We start from the raw sequence: 16,389 nt of genomic DNA on the forward strand, positions 1-16,389 counted from the left end.
TAATGTCAGAACAAGCCAGATTTAGCAATAAAGTTGTCATTGTAACCGGTGCCGCTCAAGGTATCGGTCGTGGAGTCGCACTACAAGTGGCCCGAGAAGGCGCTCAAGTGGTATTGGCAGATCTTTCAGATTTTGTTGAAGATACGCTGAACGATATTCAAGCCCATAATGGCGATGCCATTATTGTTAAAGCCAATCTTGAAACATATTCAGGCGCTCAATTAGTTGCTACCCAAGCCATTAAAAAATATGGCCGAATTGATATCTTGATCAATAACGTCGGAGGTGCGATTTGGATGAAGCCCTTCCAAGAGTTTTCAGAAGAAGAAATCATTAAGGAAGTTAATCGTTCATTATTTCCAACTATGTGGTGCTGCCGAGCCGTGTTACCTGAAATGATTAAAAATCAGCAAGGGACGATTGTGAATGTATCTTCTATTGCAACCCGTGGTATTAACCGTGTGCCATATTCAGCGTCAAAAGGTGGGGTCAATGGCTTAACCGCTGCACTCGCTTTTGAGCATGCAAAAGATGGTATTCGAGTCAATGCCGTAGCCACAGGTGGCACAGAAGCACCACCACGGAAAGTACCAAGAAACGCCAACCCATTGTCAGATCATGAAAAACAATGGATGCAAGACGTGGTCGATCAAACCATTGACCGTACATTCTTGGGGCGCTATGGCACAATTCAGGAACAAGTCAATGCCATCCTATTTTTGGCATCCGATGATTCATCTTATATGACAGGAACAGTCGTCCCTGTTGGTGGTGGAGATCAAGGTTAATCTCTAAAAATCATTGGTTAAATTCAACAGGCTCATTGACATAGTCGCATGGAGGCAAAAGCGATGGCACCCCTGTTAAAAACATTAAAAAAAGATTGGTCGATCTCAGCGACGGTTGCAGGATTTTTAGCCGTGCTGATCTCCTATTCAGGCCCACTAATTATTTTTTTCCAAGCCGCACAAAAAGCTCAAGTTTCCCCAGCCATGATGATTTCATGGATTTGGGGGATTTCTATTGGTGCTGCGCTGGCGGGTATTTATCTCTCTATTAAATATAAAACCCCGGTGATCACCGCGTGGTCAGCGCCCGGTACGGCTCTTTTAGTCACCCTCTTTCCGAATATTTCACTGAATGAAGCCATAGCGGCTTATATCACATCCGCTATCGTTATATTTTTGATTGGCATCACCGGCTATTTTGACAAACTCTTAAAATGGATTCCTCAAGATGTCGCTGCGGGAATGATGGCAGGTATTTTATTTCAGTTTGGGCTTGGACTGTTCACTGCTACAGATAGTATGCCGATCATTGTCTTTGGCATGTTATTGGTCTTTCTGATTTCTAAAAGACTATCGCCACGCTACGCGATGATTTGGGTCTTACTGACTGGAGTCGTTTTGAGTTTTTCATTAGGAAAAATTAATCCTGTTGATGTGAATTTTCAACTCGCTATACCGCAGTTTATTGCCCCGATTTGGACTTGGAACTCAACTTTAAATTTGGCGATTCCCTTAATCTTAGTCAGTCTGAGTGGTCAATTCCTTGCGGGGATGGCGATCATGAAACTCAGTGGATATGACACGCCAGCCAAGCCCATTATTACAGCGACCAGTATTGCCTCGCTCGCTGTCGCATGTGTCGGAGGCATTACTATTGTTTTAGCGTCTATCACCGCAGCCATGTGTATGGGCAAAGATGCACATGAACTTAAAGAAAAACGCTATATAGCCGGTATTGCCAATGGTATTTTTTATATTTTAGGCGGCTTATTTGCAGGCAGCATTGTCATGTTATTTAGCCTATTACCTAAAGAGTTGGTCGCTGCACTTGCAGGTCTAGCGTTATTAGGTGCGATTGGAACAAATATGTCGGTTGCGATGAAAAATGAGGCCAACCGTGATGCAGCGCTGATCACCTTTTTAGCGACAGCCTCAGGTATGCATTTTTTAGGGCTAAGCTCGGTTTTTTGGGGGATTTGTATCGGTGTTGCGGCACATGTCATTTTGACCAACCGTGTAACTACACAAGCGCCAATGACAACGACTCAAGATTCTAAAAGTTCATAATATCCAAACGCATTGCTAATACAAAGAAGATGGAAAATTACATCTTCTTTGTTTAATCAAAAATAAAATGCTTTCATTTAGACTTCGGTTAATTCAGGCAATTCTCGATGAGCGATTTCAAAAGCTTCTTGAACATCTAATCCCACAGCAGTCAATAAAAGCTCTACAACTTTGGCAATCAAGTGAACCCTTTAGGCAAATAAGCATAGCAACGCACAGATTCAATTTTTATGATGAAGTAATCGCCACCTAGCCTTAGTTTAAAAAAAACCATCTAATTTGAACCAACATAAACTTTATCAGCAGCGTAAATTTAAAGGTTTTTACCCCCCTGAGAAGATTATTTATTGAATAGAATCACTTAACTAAATGATAAACTTCAATCAAACTTCAAATGAAAAAAATCGTTAATTAAATTTATAAATGCTTGCACACTAGGTGATGTATTTGTACTGCGCTTACTCATATATAAGTTGATTGTTGGAAGGTCTGTATCTAACTTTTTGACAATAATATTTTCATAAGCAATATCTGCAATATAACTCGGTAAAATCGTACACGACTGTGTGATATTGATTGAATTAATGTTGAATAAAATATTACTGGCGCGTTGGATGATTTTTAAGTTGATCTTTTTGTCTTCTGCAAATTTTAAAATCTTATGATGCAAAACTGACGACACTTCCTCAGCCGGAATAATAAAATCTATTTCTTCTAAAGATTTGACTGATATTTTATTTTGATTTGCAAATGGATGCTGATTATTCATCAAGAAAATCAAAGGCTCTTCAAATATCAACTGGCTCGAAATTTCATGGTTATTAACATCTGCCCTTGATATGGCGATATCAATACGCCCATTATGTAAATCACTGACGATTTGCGTGTCATTTAAGCTCAAAAGTTCAACTTTTAAGTCAGGAAACATCTCTGTGAGTTTCGGAATAATAAAAGGAAAAATTTTCATTTCTGCAACTGGTACAAAGCCAATGGTGATCTTTTGGTCTTTGGCTTTTTTGACTTGGCGCGTCATTGCAACTGCTTTATCGGCACTTTCTAAAATGTTTTTGGCATGTTCTAAAAACACAATTCCTTCATCGGTCAGTTCAACTTTACGTTTAGAGCGAATAAATAACTGTACGCCAATAAACTCTTCGAGGTCTTTGATTTGTTGGCTAAGAGAAGGCTGAGCCGTATAAAGTTTTAAGGCCGCTTGGCTAAAATTAAGTTCTTGTGCAACCATGACAAAATATTTTAAATGTCTTAATTCCATTTAAGTCACCTGTGTAGTCCAATCCTTAGGACGTTTTTAATACAATTCTGTTAGCAAGCTAAAATAGTCTTATATTTTGTGGTGAAGTGTTCATTTTTTATTTAAATATCATTTTTTCTCATATTTTACTTCTAAATAGTTCAAAATTTTTAATCAATTGAACTTATGCTAAATTTTTGTGATTTCAAAAGTGCATCTTCTTTAATACTGCTAAATTCATATTAGAAATACATTTTCAAATAAATATTTTGACAATACAGAATCAAAAAAAAGGGATCATGTTGCATCATCCCTTGTTATTGATCTTTGAATTATTTACGTTTTTTCTTACCACTGAGCAGATCTATGGCTTGGGCATATCGTGTAGGTGCAATCCGCTGAATTAAATCAATGATTTTGGCGTCATTGCCGATTAAAACACGACGTTTATTCTGTTTCACTGCATCTAAAATCACTTTTGCTGCAACTTCAGGCGGTGTTTTCAGCACTTTATTAAAGGCTTTCGTGGCTCTATCTGGATTCATACCCAACGCGCGAATACTGTCACTCATACGTGCGCTATTTGCAATATTGGTTCGAATTCCACCCGGATGCACGCAGGTAGCGCTCACTCCGACATTTTCCAAATCTAATTCTTGACGTAAAGATTCTGTAAAACCACGGACTGCAAACTTAGTTGCATTATAGGCACTTTGAGTCGGTTGAGCTGTCAAACCAAATAAGCTGGAAATATTCACAATATGTCCATCGCCACTTTGTCTTAAGTACGGTAAAAATGCTTTTGTCCCATACACCACGCCCCAGAAATTGATATTCATAATCCACTCAATTTCATCATAATGCATACCTTCTACTGTACTGGCTAGCGCGACACCCGCATTATTAAAGATCAAATTGACCTGACCAAATTCAGCTTGGGTTGCAGCCGCCCATTGCTCGACAGCGGCACGATCAGACACATCTAACTGGGTCTGAGTTATTTTCATACCGGTGTGCTTAATCATTTCAGACGTTTGTGCAAGGCCGTCGAGGTTCCGATCACTTAATGCTAGATTCGCACCTGCTTGAGCAAGTTGAATAGCTAACTGCTGCCCAATACCTGAACCTGCTCCAGTAATGGCTGCGACTTTGTTGTTAAAATTTTTCATCGTTATTCCTATACACACTTAATCCAGTTCAGTGATCAAGCCGCATTTTCGTATTATTCATAGCACAAGCTTAACGAGTTCTAATCTATGAATGAAATGATTTTATTTAATTCTAAAATATGAATGCTATACATAGCTCTTTAGCGTTATATTTTAAAATCAAATTAATCTAATTCACCATGATTACAATAAAAAATGAAAGCTTAAAGGAGCCTTTTAGCTCCTGCTTTTTTGCGGATTGTAGCTCCAATTCTTTTAAATCAAACTGCGTTTGAAATTTATAAAAGTGATACAAACCCCAAATGTTATAAACAAAGCTCAACATTTATTCTATTTTTCTACACGATCCAGATTCTAGATATTCAAAATCAGTATATAAAATCCACAATATATACTTATTTTTTTGTGAATATAGCCCTTGAAGACAGCAAGGCTGATGCTTTGTAATTTTCCAAGTCTTGTGTATCCACCCTTTGGAAGATCAGGGATGCACATCTCTTACTATGTTCAATAGAGGTTCTAAAATGATAAAAACAACTCTTAGCCTAATCGGTTTGTCACTGGTGTCTAGCTTAGCTTTGGCTGCTGATCCATTGCATGGTACTAAATGGAAAACCATCGATGACCAAACCAAAAAACCTTTATCTGTAGTTCAATTTAACGAAACCTCAAATGGCGTTTTATCTGCAAAAATCGTTGATGTACTCACCCCGGGTGAAGCAGAAAACTGCCAAAAATGTGTTGGTAAATTCCACAATAAACCATTACTCGGTGTACAAATCGTGAATGGTTTAAAAAATACCGGTAAAAATACCTATGATGGCGGTAAAATTACTGACCCGAAAAATGGTAAAACCTATAGCTTCAATGCCAAAATGTCGAATGACGGCAAGACTTTGAATGGTCGTGGCTATATTGGTGTATCTGCGCTTGGACGCAGCCAAACATGGATACGTGTAAACTAATCCTTAATGTACAAATTCAAAAAGCGGCTCGATTGAGTCGCTTTTTTGTATGAAAAATTCAAATATAAAATTATGCGATTATAAAAATTATACGGTATAACGTTTGCTTAGCCCCCATTCGGCTAATATGCGACGATAGGTTGTCGATGAGCGATCTGCTTCGAAATGCGCCTCCATACTGATATCCAGTGGCAATTCCTCAGGTTTTTGACTTTCCACCATGTCCTGATCTTCAGCAAAAATTTGTGCATTAAAATCATAGACCGCTTGTAAATCTCCTGTGGTATCAAAATTACGAGTTAAAGGCACAAATAAACGGGTTTTATTATGCGATACAGGACAACAGGCATTTAAGATTTTCAACACCCCATTTTCAGGAAAATCGATGGTTAAAATTGCTGAAAATGGCGGATAGACATCAAATGTTCTTTTCCATAAAAAATCTTCTGGCGCTAAATGTTGTAAGCCATGCGGATAATTACTCACATCACTGAGATATTCTGTATGTAGTCCATAGTCCGTACGTACTGTGGAATATTTTTGTACTTTAGGATTTTCACGGTCTGCAAAGCTCTCATGATGCACCCATGCGAAATGTGCAACATCAATAAAGCCTTCGAGCTGACGCCCACTTGAACCACCAATATCTACATAAGGTGGCAATATCGATTGGTGCTGCTCGGTATCCCACGTGTCTAAATTTGGAAAATTGGCTGTAGATTCATCTCGGTTAAATAAACTGGTCCACACCAATCCATATTTCAATACAACTGGAAATTTAGTTAATGAAAAACGCTCTGAAATTTGTGTCAACTCAGGCTGTGCGGGAATTTTTACACACTTTCCTGCGCCGTTATAATGTAGACCATGATATGGACAAATGATATCTTCAGCCTTGACCCAACCTTTGGTTAATGGCACCCCACGATGTGGACAGATATCACGAACCAAATGAATTTTTCCACTTTCAGTTTGATACAACGCCATTTTTACATCGAGTAATTGCACTTGTTGCGGTTCAATCGAAACATCTTCTACACGTGCAACGGGATACCAATGCTGCGCCAAAATATTCCAGTCGTTAGCATCAAATGTACTGCACTGAGGTTGGGTAAATAAATTGAGTACTGGAATGGCATTCATAGTTCATCTCAACATTTTCAATATTTCTTCAGCATTTAGCATTATCAAGGTTTTGCTAAACCCTTATTTTCTAAGTCGAAATTAATATCTAAACACATTTCTGTCTATTAGAATGATTTGCATAGATTGTTCTGTTTTTTAGAACATTAAGCATTGAACCCTGCTTGATTTGATAAAGCTGGCATGAATATCGCTTAAAATACATAACATTATGATTCGCTGATCACGCGATAGAGATTGAAGCCTGTATGTCGATTACTTTTTCTAGATTTTCTGAATATTTTATGGCGGTTGCACGGACTGGTAGTCTACGCAAAGCCGCTGAACAACTTTTTATTTCAGTTTCGGCAGTACATCGACAAATCGTTTTGGCAGAGGAAGAACTGGGGGTTGCCCTATTTGAACGACTCCCTCAGGGCTTAAAACTGACGCTTGCGGGTGAATTACTGTATGCCGATTTATTAAAATGGCAAAAAGAATATCAACTGACACGAACTCGATTTGATGAAATCCAAGGCTTAAACCGTGGAAACATTGAAATGGGCTTTATTGCAGCTTTGAATGACAGTTTCATCGTCGACTGCATTCAAAAGATGGCTGAAACTTATCCGTGGATCAACCTCAACATCAGCATGAATAGCAGTGAAGATATTTCCAGAAAAATCGTCGATGCAGAATTAGATTTTGGCATTATTTTAAATCCCAAAAGCCATAGCCAATTAGAGATTTTATCCTTTATAGAAATTCCGTTGGGCTTTGTGATGTCGCCGCATCATACCTTGGGTGGGATGGATAAAATTTATCTTTCAGATACGTTAAATGAACGGCATATTTTGCCGAGTGATCCACTCATTATTAGTGAATATGTACAGACTTTATATAAACATCATAAGTTTAGTCCGATTCAAAAGATCGAATGTAATGACATTAGAATGATATTGTCATTGGTTCAACAGCAATTAGGTATCAGTTTGATGTCATACATAGATGCTTTGCCACTGCTTGAGAATAATAAGATTATTTTTAAACCGATCCGTGAAAAAGGCTTACACAGTTTGACCATCGCTTTATGTGTCGCATCGAAACGCCAAACCTCTCGAATTTCTCAGATCATGATTAATCTTTTGGTGGAAAAAATGGAAGAAATTAAGATCAATTTAAAATCTTTGAACCCCTAAACCATTATTTAAGTTTTGGGGTCGCAAAACTTTCATAAAAAAAGCCAGTACAAATAAACCGTACTGGTTGCTGAAAGCTAAAGTTTTATTAGTTTATTTTTTTTAATCCAATGGATTACCTACAATATTACTGATAATACCTTTCATAATATGATTGCCTTGTTCTTTACGCAGTTCTGCATACCATTCGCGCGTTACGCTTACATCTTTCATATGGGTTACATCACAACGCTTACGCGCTCGCAGAACCAATTCATTGGCACGTTCATTACGTTTATTTTGATAACGACGCAATGAATCTTGCAACCCTAAAGTATTGATTTGCAAAGAACGGGCTAAATATATTGCGTCTTCCATTGCTTGGCAGCCGCCTTGTCCAATATCCGGCGTTGTGCTGTGTGCTGCATCACCCACAATCACCACACGACCTTTGTAGAAATCTGCAAAAGGTTCAATATCATGAATTTCTACCCGATTGGTTTTTTGGGCATCTACAGCATCAATTAGCTTTTGAACCGGTTCACACCAGCCCTTAAAGTATTCTTTAAATAAAGCCTTATATTGTGTTCGGTCATTTTCTAAGCCTGCTGCTAAAGGTACATCAAAGAAGAAATAGAATCGGTTGTCGGCAACGGGCATCAGCGAAACGCGCTTACCTTCTCCTACAAATGTCGTCCATTGATCTGCCGCAGCAAATTCTTCTGAAATATCGACTAATCCGTTCCAATTGACATAACCTGCATAGCGGCGCACAACTTGCTCACCCAATATATATGCCCGTGTCAATGAATGTGTGCCATCAGCGCCGACCAATAAATCAGCCTGAACCTCGCTTCCGTCGGCAAAACGGGTGATCACTTGATTATCTCGTTCTGAGAAACTCACCATTTTTTTGCCTAGATGAATATTCTCACGACCAAATTCATCCATAAGCATATTTTGTAAGTCAGCACGTGAAACGGGATAAGGTCGCTGTCCAACTTCTTCGATTAAAGGAAACAGACTAAACTGCGTCATAACATCGCCCGTTAAGCCATCAATATAGGCTAAGTGATCCATCTTGCCACCGAGCTTTTCGACTTGTTCGGTTAGCCCCAAATAGTTCAAACATTTGACACCGTTAGACCATAAAGAAATAGCGGCTCCAACAGGTAAAATTTGTTCTGCCTGTTCATAGATGGTTACTTGGTGTCCAAATTTTTTCAAAGCGATCCCTGTCGTTAGGCCCGCCATACCTGCACCAATAATTGTAATGTCCATCTATAACTCCCCTGTGTTTTTTTAAATATCTTTCTCCTAAAAAGCGAAAAGCATGCCATTTTTTCAAACAAGCAATAAAAAATTCTAAAGTTGGCACAGGCTGTGCTTCTAAACACGTGTAAATGCTAGTTTTTATCAAATGTTAAATTTTTAACACTGAAAACAAAATGCATATGTTTTAAATGAAAATAGTGAATGGATTTTATATATGGCGACTTTACACGCACCAAGTTTTGATATTCCTGCACAATTACAGACACTTACAAATTTAGCAGATGACCGTATTGGTGCAAAAATACTTGAATGTTCAGATGATTTTTTTGCAGAAGCAAAACGCATGCTTCAATTTAATGCACCAATCTTTGTCGAAGATAAATTTGATGATCATGGCAAATGGATGGATGGTTGGGAAACGCGTCGTAAACGCCATGCAGGTTATGATTGGGCAATTATCCAACTCGGTGTTGCTGGTCGAATTCAAGCCTTAGATATTGATACAACATTCTTTACTGGGAATTACCCAACTTCCGCATCAGTTGAGGCCTGTTTTGCACCGAGTGGTGAACTAGCACAGGCAGCATGGGTCAATATCTTAGGCAATACCGTATTGGGCCCGAGCCAACACCATATATTGAAGGTCTCAACTGATCAGGTTTTTACCCATGTGCGTTTAAATATATATCCAGACGGCGGTATTGCACGATTTAAAGTCTATGGTGAAGTTCAGGTTCAAATTCAAGACAGTACGAGCACATTAGACCTCGTTGCACTAGAAAATGGTGGACGTGTTATTGCTTATAGTGATGCTCATTTTGGACATCCACGAAACTTAATTAACCCTGGTCGCGGCATCAATATGGGAGATGGTTGGGAAACTAAACGTCGCCGTGCACCAGGTTTTGACTGGTGCATTTTGGCTTTGGGCCAATCTGGTGCAATAGAGAAAATTGATATTGATACTGCCCATTTTAAAGGCAACTTCCCTGCGCAGGTTTCCATACAAGCGATTTATGTAGAAGATGCCACTGACCCTCAACTGATTCCGCAAAGTATGTTCTGGCCGTTTTTGCTCGACGCACAAGACATGCAGATGGATCATATTCATAGCTTTGTCAGTGACATTTTAAAGCATGAAAAAATATCGCATATCCGCATCAATATGATTCCTGACGGGGGCATTAGTCGCATACGGTTATGGGGAAAAATACATCTTTAATTGCAGTGTTAATCAAATAGGAAGCCTTCGTGCTTCCTATGTGTATGGTTTCAATTTTTTTAATTAAATACCCTATAAGATATCTAAACATGACTCACAGCATAAAAATACAAGCTCTAAGTATTGAAGGCTTTGCGCCTTTTGGTGAGGTTATTTGTACGACTGGACATGATTTTTTCCACATCAATGATGCACATACAGAGCGATATCATGCCCTCGTAGAAACAGAAATTTCAGGTGATGCGGTTGCTGGAATTAGCCTCTTTAGAAATATCAAAACTACTGAGTTGCCTTTTACGATTTCGATGTTGGAGCGTCATCCCAACGGCTCGCAAGCTTTTATTCCAATGCAAGCACAGGCTTTTTTAGTGGTTGTTGCACCTGCGTTAGATGATCACAGTCCCGATCTTACACAGCTATATGCTTTCATTACTGATGGTAGCCAAGGAGTCAATTATCGTGCAGGAACATGGCATCATCCTCTCCTAACACTCGAAGCACCGAGTAGCTTTGCCGTTATCGATCGTATTGGCGCTGGGCATAATTGTGATGTGTTTCAGTTCCCAACGCCTATTCACATTTCAATTTAATGTATTTTTAGCTTAAATACTTACAGTTAAATAGACTAAAAATCACTTAACCATCTGTTAATACATTCTTTATTTAACCTATTGATATAGTTTAATTAAAAAATATCGCAATAAAAAAGCCCTCTACTTCGAGGGCTTTTTTAAACTATAAAGTTTTTATTTTATGAATCATCGTGAGGTTTAAGACTTAAAATCTGCCATGATTAATGTTGCACATCTATCGCCATGCTTGGTTTTTTAACCTGATCTTTGCTCATAGTCACTTCTTTATTTTTAAATAAATTCAGATGATTGAACACAATATTTAAAATAATCGCCATCAAACAAGTCGAACTAATGCCTGAATGAAAGAGTGTTTGCACCCATTTCGGGAAGTTGGCATAGAAAGAATGATCGATAATTGGAATCATTCCTGCTGCAATCGCAGTCGCAACTATGATGAGATTCTTTTGCTCGTTATAGTCAATTTTCGCCAAGGTACGAATACCACTTGCCGCAACTGTTCCAAACAAAACTAAACCTGCACCGCCTAAGACAGGGACTGGAATCGCTGCAATCAGTCGCCCCATAATTGGCAGAACGCCTAATACGACCAAGATCATCCCACCCGCTGCGACAACAAAGCGACTTTTCACGCCTGTAATCGCTACTAAACCGACATTTTGTGCAAAAGCACTTTGCATGAATGAACCGAAGATTGGTGCTGCTGCACTAGATAGCATATCAGCGCGTAAGCCATTGGTAATACGCTCAGCATCTACTTTAGTACCAACAATTTCACCGACAGCAATAATGTCTGCCGTCGTTTCAGTCATAATGACTAAAGTCACGATCAGCATGGCAATAATGGCACTTAACTCAAAAGTTGGCATACCGAAAGCAAAGAAGCTTGGAAATTGAATCCAGTTACCATTTGCAACTTTAGAAAAATCGCCAAAGCCAAAGGCATAAGCGAGCACTGTACCGAAGACGATGGCTAACAAAATAGATAAACGTCGGATGGTTGCATTACGGGTTAAGTTCAGCGCAATCACGATACCCAAAGTTAAAAATGCCAAGCTGATGTTCTCAGCACTTCCCCAGTCTGGTGCTTTATTATTGCCCCCCATCATCCAGCGTACCGCTACAGGCAGCAATGAAAGACCAATCACGGTGATTACACAGCCAGTCACAATCGGTGGGAAAAAACGAATAATTTTTGAAAAATATGGAGCTAGAAAAAAGCCAATTAGAGATGCAACAATCACCGCGCCATAAACAGCAGAAAGCCCACCGCCAGTGGTTACTATGGCAATCATCGTCGCCACACCTGCAAATGAAACCCCTTGAACTAAGGGTAATTTTGCACCGATATATTTCACACCTACGGTTTGCAGGATGGTCGCCAAGCCACCCACAAAAAGCGCCGCCGCAATCAATAAACCGATCTGCGCAGGTTCAAGTCCCGCGGCTGTACCAATAATCAATGGCGGAGCGATAATACCGCCATACATGGTTAATACATGCTGTAGTCCATAGGCAAGGCTTTTCCCTGCGCCTAAATATTCATGTTCTGGTGAAACTGTTTTATCTTGTTCTGCCATTTTTATATCCCCTTTTTTTTAACTTTGCTCTTAGCTGCCGCGATACGTTGAATATGCAAATGGGCTGATGAGTAAAGGAATATGAAAATGCTGCGAGGCATCTTTTACATAAAAATGAATCACAGCTTTTGGAAAAAATGTTTCGGTATTTAAAGTCTGAAAATATTCAGCAGTCGCAAATTCAAGGCTATAAGCACCTACTGTAAAGTCCTTCAGCGCAAAATCATTAACGCGACCATCCGCATTGGTTTGCGCAGAAGCCAACAACTTACCTTCAGCATTAAATAATTGAATGCTGACATTCGCTGCGGGTTTGCCTAGATTGGTATCTAAAATATGTGAGCTAATCATGCGCTAAGCTCCTGTTTTAATCTTAATAAGGCAATTTCAGCCAGTTGATGATGGACAATTCTTTTTTCTGTTTCAGGATCATTCAATAATCGATATTGCAGCGCCTGTAATACATCTTCACTACTGAGGCCAGAGGCTTTGATTAAAAAGAGATAACCGTACTTTTTCTCATACGCGATATTGCCTTTGAGCAAAGCAAATTGAGTTTCTTCATCTGCTGAAATTTCAGACTGTTCTCGATTGGAAAATTGTTGCTCCAAACTACTTAATTCAGCCTGTGCCTTTTTTTCACCAATCCGTGGATGGTTATCTAGAGCATTTTTGATTTCATCCCAAGTCCAAGCATTTGCAGCTTTTACTGCTTGCTCTGTGATTTGCGTGATAGAGGTATAAGGGCGCTGCGCCACAATGTGTTCTGCCCAGCCTTCAATTTGCACACAGTGCTTTAAAAAAGTTTTTACATCTGCTTCGGATGCTTTATTAAATTCAACAAGTTGCACTATAAAATCGCCTAAAATTATTGAATGATTGTTCAAATTTAGTTCTGCAATATCAATGCCAACCTAGGTCTATGATGTCAGTTACCTAAGTACAGGCCTAAAAAAAGAGGAGCTAAGCTCCTCTTTATCCAAATATTTTTTTATTAGACTGCATGATGTGTATACCAATGTTCCGCGATATCACCACGGCGACAGATCCACACTTTTTCATGTGATTGCACATAATCTAAGAATCGTTGTAGTGCTTTAAAACGGCCTGGTCGCCCTAAAATACGACAATGCATCCCAATCGATAACATTTTTGGCGCGCTCTCACCTTCTTCATATAGCACATCAAAAGCGTCTTTAAGGTATTGATAAAATTGTTCACCACTGTTGAAACCACCCGGTGAACAAAACTTCATATCATTGCTTTCGAGTGTATAAGGAATAATTAAATGTGGACGGGTTCGACCATTTTCATTCGTCAAACGACTCCAAAAAGGCAGGTCATCACCATAGTGATCGCAGTCATATTTAATTTGCGGAAATTCAGCCAATAGCTGACGTGTGTTGGGACTGTCACGCCCTTTGTACCAGCCAATAGGCGTCCTTCCAAATAAAGCTTCAAGCACACTAATCGCTTGATCCATGTGCTGACGTTCTAGCTCTATCGGCATATCCTGATAATGTAACCAGCGTTGACCATGTGAAACGACATCATAGTTGGATTGTCTGATCGCATCGACAATATAAGGATTGCGCGCTAGAGCCATACCAACGCCAAAGATCGTCATGGGTAAATCACGTTTTTTAAATTCTTCATGAATCCGCCAAAAACCGGCTCTAGAGCCATATTCATACATCGAGTCCATCGACATATGTTTGGCAGGAAAACTGGCCGCTCCAATAATATCGGATAAGAATTGTTCTGATCCTGCATCCCCATGTTCGATGTGATTTTCCCCACCTTCTTCATAGTTCAACACAAACTGCACTGCGATACGTGCCTGATTAGGCCATACGACTTGAGGTACATCGCCATGATATCCAATTAGGTCTCTGGAATAATCCTGTTGTTGGATCTGGTCAATTAAGTTTTGTCCACGTAAGTAGCCTGTAGTCACTTCAACTTCCTAATTTGTTATATCAAACAGTAAAAAAATTAGGTAGAAGCAAGCAAATTATGCGCCAATGTCATAGATGACTAAATAGCTTTTCATATCAATGACCATTGCCATTTTTTAAAATATTGAATGGTTGCCCTGAATCATCTGCAATGATTGAAATTTGCCAAATTTCATCTATTTCTGGAAAATTCTGATGCAATTGATCAATGAAATAGTAATAACCTGGTGTATTTTCCGTAATATAAATGATTGTATTTGAACACAATATATAGAGTTGAATCTCATCAATGGTTCCAATATTTTGGCGTATGACATCTATACTTTGAATATCTTTCCATAATATAGTTGAAGTTCTTATTGGTAGTTGTACTTTCATTGGGCTTTGTTGCACAAACCTATCTGTAAAGGCTTTTTCAGCGATATAATTTTCAAATGAAGAAGCCTACACACAAAATCTACCGCACAACCAATTGGCCCGCATATAACCGAGCACTCATGAGTCGCGGAAATATTGCCATTTGGTTTGATCCTGCTACGCAATGGTATGCGCCATCAAAAGGCAAACAAGGGCGAAATCAAATCTACTCCGACGCAGCTATCCAATGCTGCTTAATGATTAAATCCTTATTCCGTCTGTCTTTACGTATGGTTACTGGCTTTGTGCAAAGTCTGATTAAACTTTGCGGATGAGCAGCCCCGAATATCAGTGATATTCTTACACCACGCTTTGTAGAAGACAAAAGCATATTGATATTGTAATCAGCTACCAAAAAAGTAGCGATGGGCTGCATCTACTCATGGACTCTACAGGCATGAAGTTTCTAGGTGAGGGCGAATGGAAACGAAAGAAACATGGACCTGAATATCGTCGCCAATGGCGTAAACTACATATTGGTATAGATGCTAAAACCCTACAAATACGCGCTATTCAGCTCACAACCAATAATGTCAGTGATTCACAGGTGCTTGGTGATTTACTTAATCAGATTCCACAAGATGAGCGGATTGATTCTGTTTATACCGATGGAGCTTATGACACCAAGCAATGCCGTCAGGTCATTGCAGATCGGCAAGCGCATGCGGTGATTCCACCTAGAAAAAATGCGAAACCATGGAAAGATACAAAGAGTAGCTCGCTAGAGCGAAACGAATGACTTCGAACGGTTAATCTTGCGAAGCAGTGCTTCTCAGGCAGGACACTATGGAAAAAATGGTCAGGCTATCATCGGCGAAGTTTGGTTGAAACTAAGATGCATTGCATCAAATTATTAGGAGATAAACTCAGTGCAAGGAGTTTTGATAGCCAAGTGAATGAGATCCATGCACGTGTAGCAGTCCTTAACAGATTTACGGAATTAGGTCGACCACTTACCCAAGTTACGCCTTAAATTTGGCTTAATTAGGGGCGCTTTACCTTTCAAATCTTTGTGCAACAAATCCCTTCTTCAGTAGACATCAATTATTTAATACACATCACGGCGGTAACGACCTGCTTTACGCAGTGTATGCAGTTGTTCAATGCCCAGTATCTCTTGCAAAGTGGCATCTACCGCTTTAGCCATATTCAAACTGCCGCAGATATAGAGACAAGCCCCTTGCTCTAGCCAATCAATCAATTCAGCTTTTTTTACAACTAGGACATCTTGCACATACTTTTCAGCAAATCCATCACGAGAAAATACCCGATTGATTTCTGCAATTTTACCTTGGTTTTGTAATTCATGCAGTTCATCAGCAAAAATTGCATCGAAAGCTTGTTGACGCTCACCATAAATTAACCAGTTTTGATAGTGCTCTGTTGCGACACGTTGCTTAAGATGTGAAAGTAAACCCGCCATTCCTGAGCCATTGCCAATCATAATTGCCGACTTAACGCCCTCTGCTAAGTCAAAATTTGGATTCGCACGAATATAGGCATGAATACATTGTCCAAGTTTTAAATCTTGTATTAATAAACCAGAACCTAAACCTAGTTCATCGCCATGCTGCTCTTGACGT

16 protein-coding genes and 1 pseudogene are annotated in these 16,389 nt (G+C 39.3%); 7 read left to right on the top strand and 10 right to left on the bottom strand.

Going from position 1 to position 16,389, the window contains the following annotated elements; all coding sequences use genetic code 11:
• Positions 1-2 precede the first annotated feature (2 nt).
• Positions 3-788: a benzoate diol dehydrogenase BenD gene (benD, locus tag FTU75_RS07995; protein WP_180115647.1), complete on the top strand. Its 786-nt coding sequence runs from the start codon at positions 3-5 to the stop codon at positions 786-788.
• 63 nt (positions 789-851) lie between these two features.
• A complete protein-coding gene (gene benE, locus FTU75_RS08000) occupies positions 852-2,075 on the top strand; it encodes a benzoate/H(+) symporter BenE (protein ID WP_180115648.1) in 1,224 nt (407 codons plus the stop codon).
• A 379-nt stretch (positions 2,076-2,454) separates the two neighbouring features.
• On the opposite strand, the gene hcaR is transcribed toward benE, so the two are convergent.
• Positions 2,455-3,348 (bottom strand): DNA-binding transcriptional regulator HcaR, encoded by an 894-nt coding sequence (gene hcaR / locus FTU75_RS08005; protein ID WP_078193338.1) that lies wholly within the window; start codon positions 3,346-3,348, stop codon positions 2,455-2,457.
• 311 nt (positions 3,349-3,659) lie between these two features.
• Positions 3,660-4,496, bottom strand: coding sequence for an SDR family oxidoreductase (locus FTU75_RS08010; protein ID WP_180115649.1), 837 nt, complete (start codon positions 4,494-4,496; stop codon positions 3,660-3,662).
• 524 nt (positions 4,497-5,020) lie between these two features.
• On the opposite strand from FTU75_RS08010, the gene FTU75_RS08015 reads away from it, so the two are divergent.
• Positions 5,021-5,461: a DUF2147 domain-containing protein gene (locus FTU75_RS08015; protein ID WP_078190743.1), complete on the top strand. Its 441-nt coding sequence runs from the start codon at positions 5,021-5,023 to the stop codon at positions 5,459-5,461.
• An 87-nt stretch (positions 5,462-5,548) separates the two neighbouring features.
• Here FTU75_RS08015 and FTU75_RS08020 read toward each other — a convergent pair whose 3' ends face one another.
• On the bottom strand, positions 5,549-6,604 hold the full coding sequence (locus tag FTU75_RS08020; RefSeq protein WP_180115650.1) for an aromatic ring-hydroxylating dioxygenase subunit alpha: 1,056 nt from the start codon (positions 6,602-6,604) through the stop codon (positions 5,549-5,551).
• A gap of 248 nt (positions 6,605-6,852) precedes the next feature.
• On the opposite strand from FTU75_RS08020, the gene FTU75_RS08025 reads away from it, so the two are divergent.
• Positions 6,853-7,782, top strand: coding sequence for a LysR family transcriptional regulator (locus tag FTU75_RS08025; RefSeq protein ID WP_180115651.1), 930 nt, complete (start codon positions 6,853-6,855; stop codon positions 7,780-7,782).
• Positions 7,783-7,884: 102 nt separating this feature from the next.
• On the opposite strand, the gene hpxO is transcribed toward FTU75_RS08025, so the two are convergent.
• A complete protein-coding gene (hpxO, locus tag FTU75_RS08030; RefSeq protein ID WP_180115652.1) occupies positions 7,885-9,042 on the bottom strand; it encodes an FAD-dependent urate hydroxylase HpxO in 1,158 nt (385 codons plus the stop codon).
• A gap of 208 nt (positions 9,043-9,250) precedes the next feature.
• Here hpxO and alc point away from each other — a divergent pair, with 208 nt between their 5' ends.
• Both alc and FTU75_RS08040 read left to right on the top strand, forming a co-directional pair.
• A complete protein-coding gene (gene alc / locus FTU75_RS08035) occupies positions 9,251-10,258 on the top strand; it encodes an allantoicase (protein ID WP_180115653.1) in 1,008 nt (335 codons plus the stop codon).
• Positions 10,259-10,347: 89 nt separating this feature from the next.
• Complete coding sequence (locus tag FTU75_RS08040) at positions 10,348-10,848, top strand: ureidoglycolate lyase (protein WP_180115654.1); 501 nt, start codon at positions 10,348-10,350, stop codon at positions 10,846-10,848.
• Between the two features lie 203 nt (positions 10,849-11,051).
• Here FTU75_RS08040 and FTU75_RS08045 read toward each other — a convergent pair whose 3' ends face one another.
• The 5 genes from FTU75_RS08045 to FTU75_RS08065 form a co-directional block, all read right to left on the bottom strand.
• Complete coding sequence (locus FTU75_RS08045; RefSeq protein WP_180115655.1) at positions 11,052-12,431, bottom strand: nucleobase:cation symporter-2 family protein; 1,380 nt, start codon at positions 12,429-12,431, stop codon at positions 11,052-11,054.
• A 30-nt stretch (positions 12,432-12,461) separates the two neighbouring features.
• Positions 12,462-12,782 carry a hydroxyisourate hydrolase gene (uraH, locus tag FTU75_RS08050; RefSeq protein ID WP_180115656.1) on the bottom strand — a complete coding sequence of 107 codons (321 nt, stop codon included), beginning with the start codon at positions 12,780-12,782 and terminating at the stop codon, positions 12,462-12,464.
• Complete coding sequence (gene uraD / locus FTU75_RS08055) at positions 12,779-13,282, bottom strand: 2-oxo-4-hydroxy-4-carboxy-5-ureidoimidazoline decarboxylase (protein ID WP_180115657.1); 504 nt, start codon at positions 13,280-13,282, stop codon at positions 12,779-12,781. Before uraD ends, uraH begins: the two co-directional genes overlap by 4 nt.
• A gap of 143 nt (positions 13,283-13,425) precedes the next feature.
• Entirely contained in the window at positions 13,426-14,388 is a 963-nt protein-coding gene (gene puuE, locus FTU75_RS08060) for an allantoinase PuuE (RefSeq protein WP_180115658.1), read from the bottom strand.
• A gap of 97 nt (positions 14,389-14,485) precedes the next feature.
• Positions 14,486-14,782 (bottom strand): hypothetical protein, encoded by a 297-nt coding sequence (locus FTU75_RS08065; RefSeq protein WP_180115659.1) that lies wholly within the window; start codon positions 14,780-14,782, stop codon positions 14,486-14,488.
• A 41-nt stretch (positions 14,783-14,823) separates the two neighbouring features.
• Between FTU75_RS08065 and FTU75_RS08070 the strand changes: the two are divergent.
• Positions 14,824-15,779 (top strand): annotated as a pseudogene (locus tag FTU75_RS08070) (IS5 family transposase).
• Positions 15,780-15,854: 75 nt separating this feature from the next.
• Here FTU75_RS08070 and FTU75_RS08075 read toward each other — a convergent pair.
• A complete protein-coding gene (locus FTU75_RS08075) occupies positions 15,855-16,250 on the bottom strand; it encodes a hypothetical protein (protein WP_180115660.1) in 396 nt (131 codons plus the stop codon).
• Positions 16,251-16,389: the final 139 nt, after the last annotated feature.

The organism is Acinetobacter sp. YH12140 (genome assembly GCF_013418475.1).
GTDB classification, from domain to species: Bacteria; Pseudomonadota; Gammaproteobacteria; order Pseudomonadales; family Moraxellaceae; genus Acinetobacter; species Acinetobacter amyesii.

What these genes read in the sequence shown, in the direction of transcription:
- hpxO (WP_180115652.1), bottom strand. Translation starts at nt 9,042, where the DNA reads ATGGACATTACAATTATTGGTGCAGGTATGGCGGGCCTAACGACAGGG.
- FTU75_RS08025 (WP_180115651.1), top strand. Translation starts at nt 6,853, where the DNA reads ATGTCGATTACTTTTTCTAGATTTTCTGAATATTTTATGGCGGTTGCA.
- benE (WP_180115648.1), top strand. Translation starts at nt 852, where the DNA reads ATGGCACCCCTGTTAAAAACATTAAAAAAAGATTGGTCGATCTCAGCG.
- uraH (WP_180115656.1), bottom strand. Translation starts at nt 12,782, where the DNA reads ATGATTAGCTCACATATTTTAGATACCAATCTAGGCAAACCCGCAGCG.
- FTU75_RS08015 (WP_078190743.1), top strand. Translation starts at nt 5,021, where the DNA reads ATGATAAAAACAACTCTTAGCCTAATCGGTTTGTCACTGGTGTCTAGC.
- FTU75_RS08040 (WP_180115654.1), top strand. Translation starts at nt 10,348, where the DNA reads ATGACTCACAGCATAAAAATACAAGCTCTAAGTATTGAAGGCTTTGCG.
- FTU75_RS08020 (WP_180115650.1), bottom strand. Translation starts at nt 6,604, where the DNA reads ATGAATGCCATTCCAGTACTCAATTTATTTACCCAACCTCAGTGCAGT.
- alc (WP_180115653.1), top strand. Translation starts at nt 9,251, where the DNA reads ATGGCGACTTTACACGCACCAAGTTTTGATATTCCTGCACAATTACAG.
- FTU75_RS08075 (WP_180115660.1), bottom strand. Translation starts at nt 16,250, where the DNA reads ATGATTGGCAATGGCTCAGGAATGGCGGGTTTACTTTCACATCTTAAG.
- hcaR (WP_078193338.1), bottom strand. Translation starts at nt 3,348, where the DNA reads ATGGAATTAAGACATTTAAAATATTTTGTCATGGTTGCACAAGAACTT.
- benD (WP_180115647.1), top strand. Translation starts at nt 3, where the DNA reads ATGTCAGAACAAGCCAGATTTAGCAATAAAGTTGTCATTGTAACCGGT.
- FTU75_RS08010 (WP_180115649.1), bottom strand. Translation starts at nt 4,496, where the DNA reads ATGAAAAATTTTAACAACAAAGTCGCAGCCATTACTGGAGCAGGTTCA.
- FTU75_RS08045 (WP_180115655.1), bottom strand. Translation starts at nt 12,431, where the DNA reads ATGGCAGAACAAGATAAAACAGTTTCACCAGAACATGAATATTTAGGC.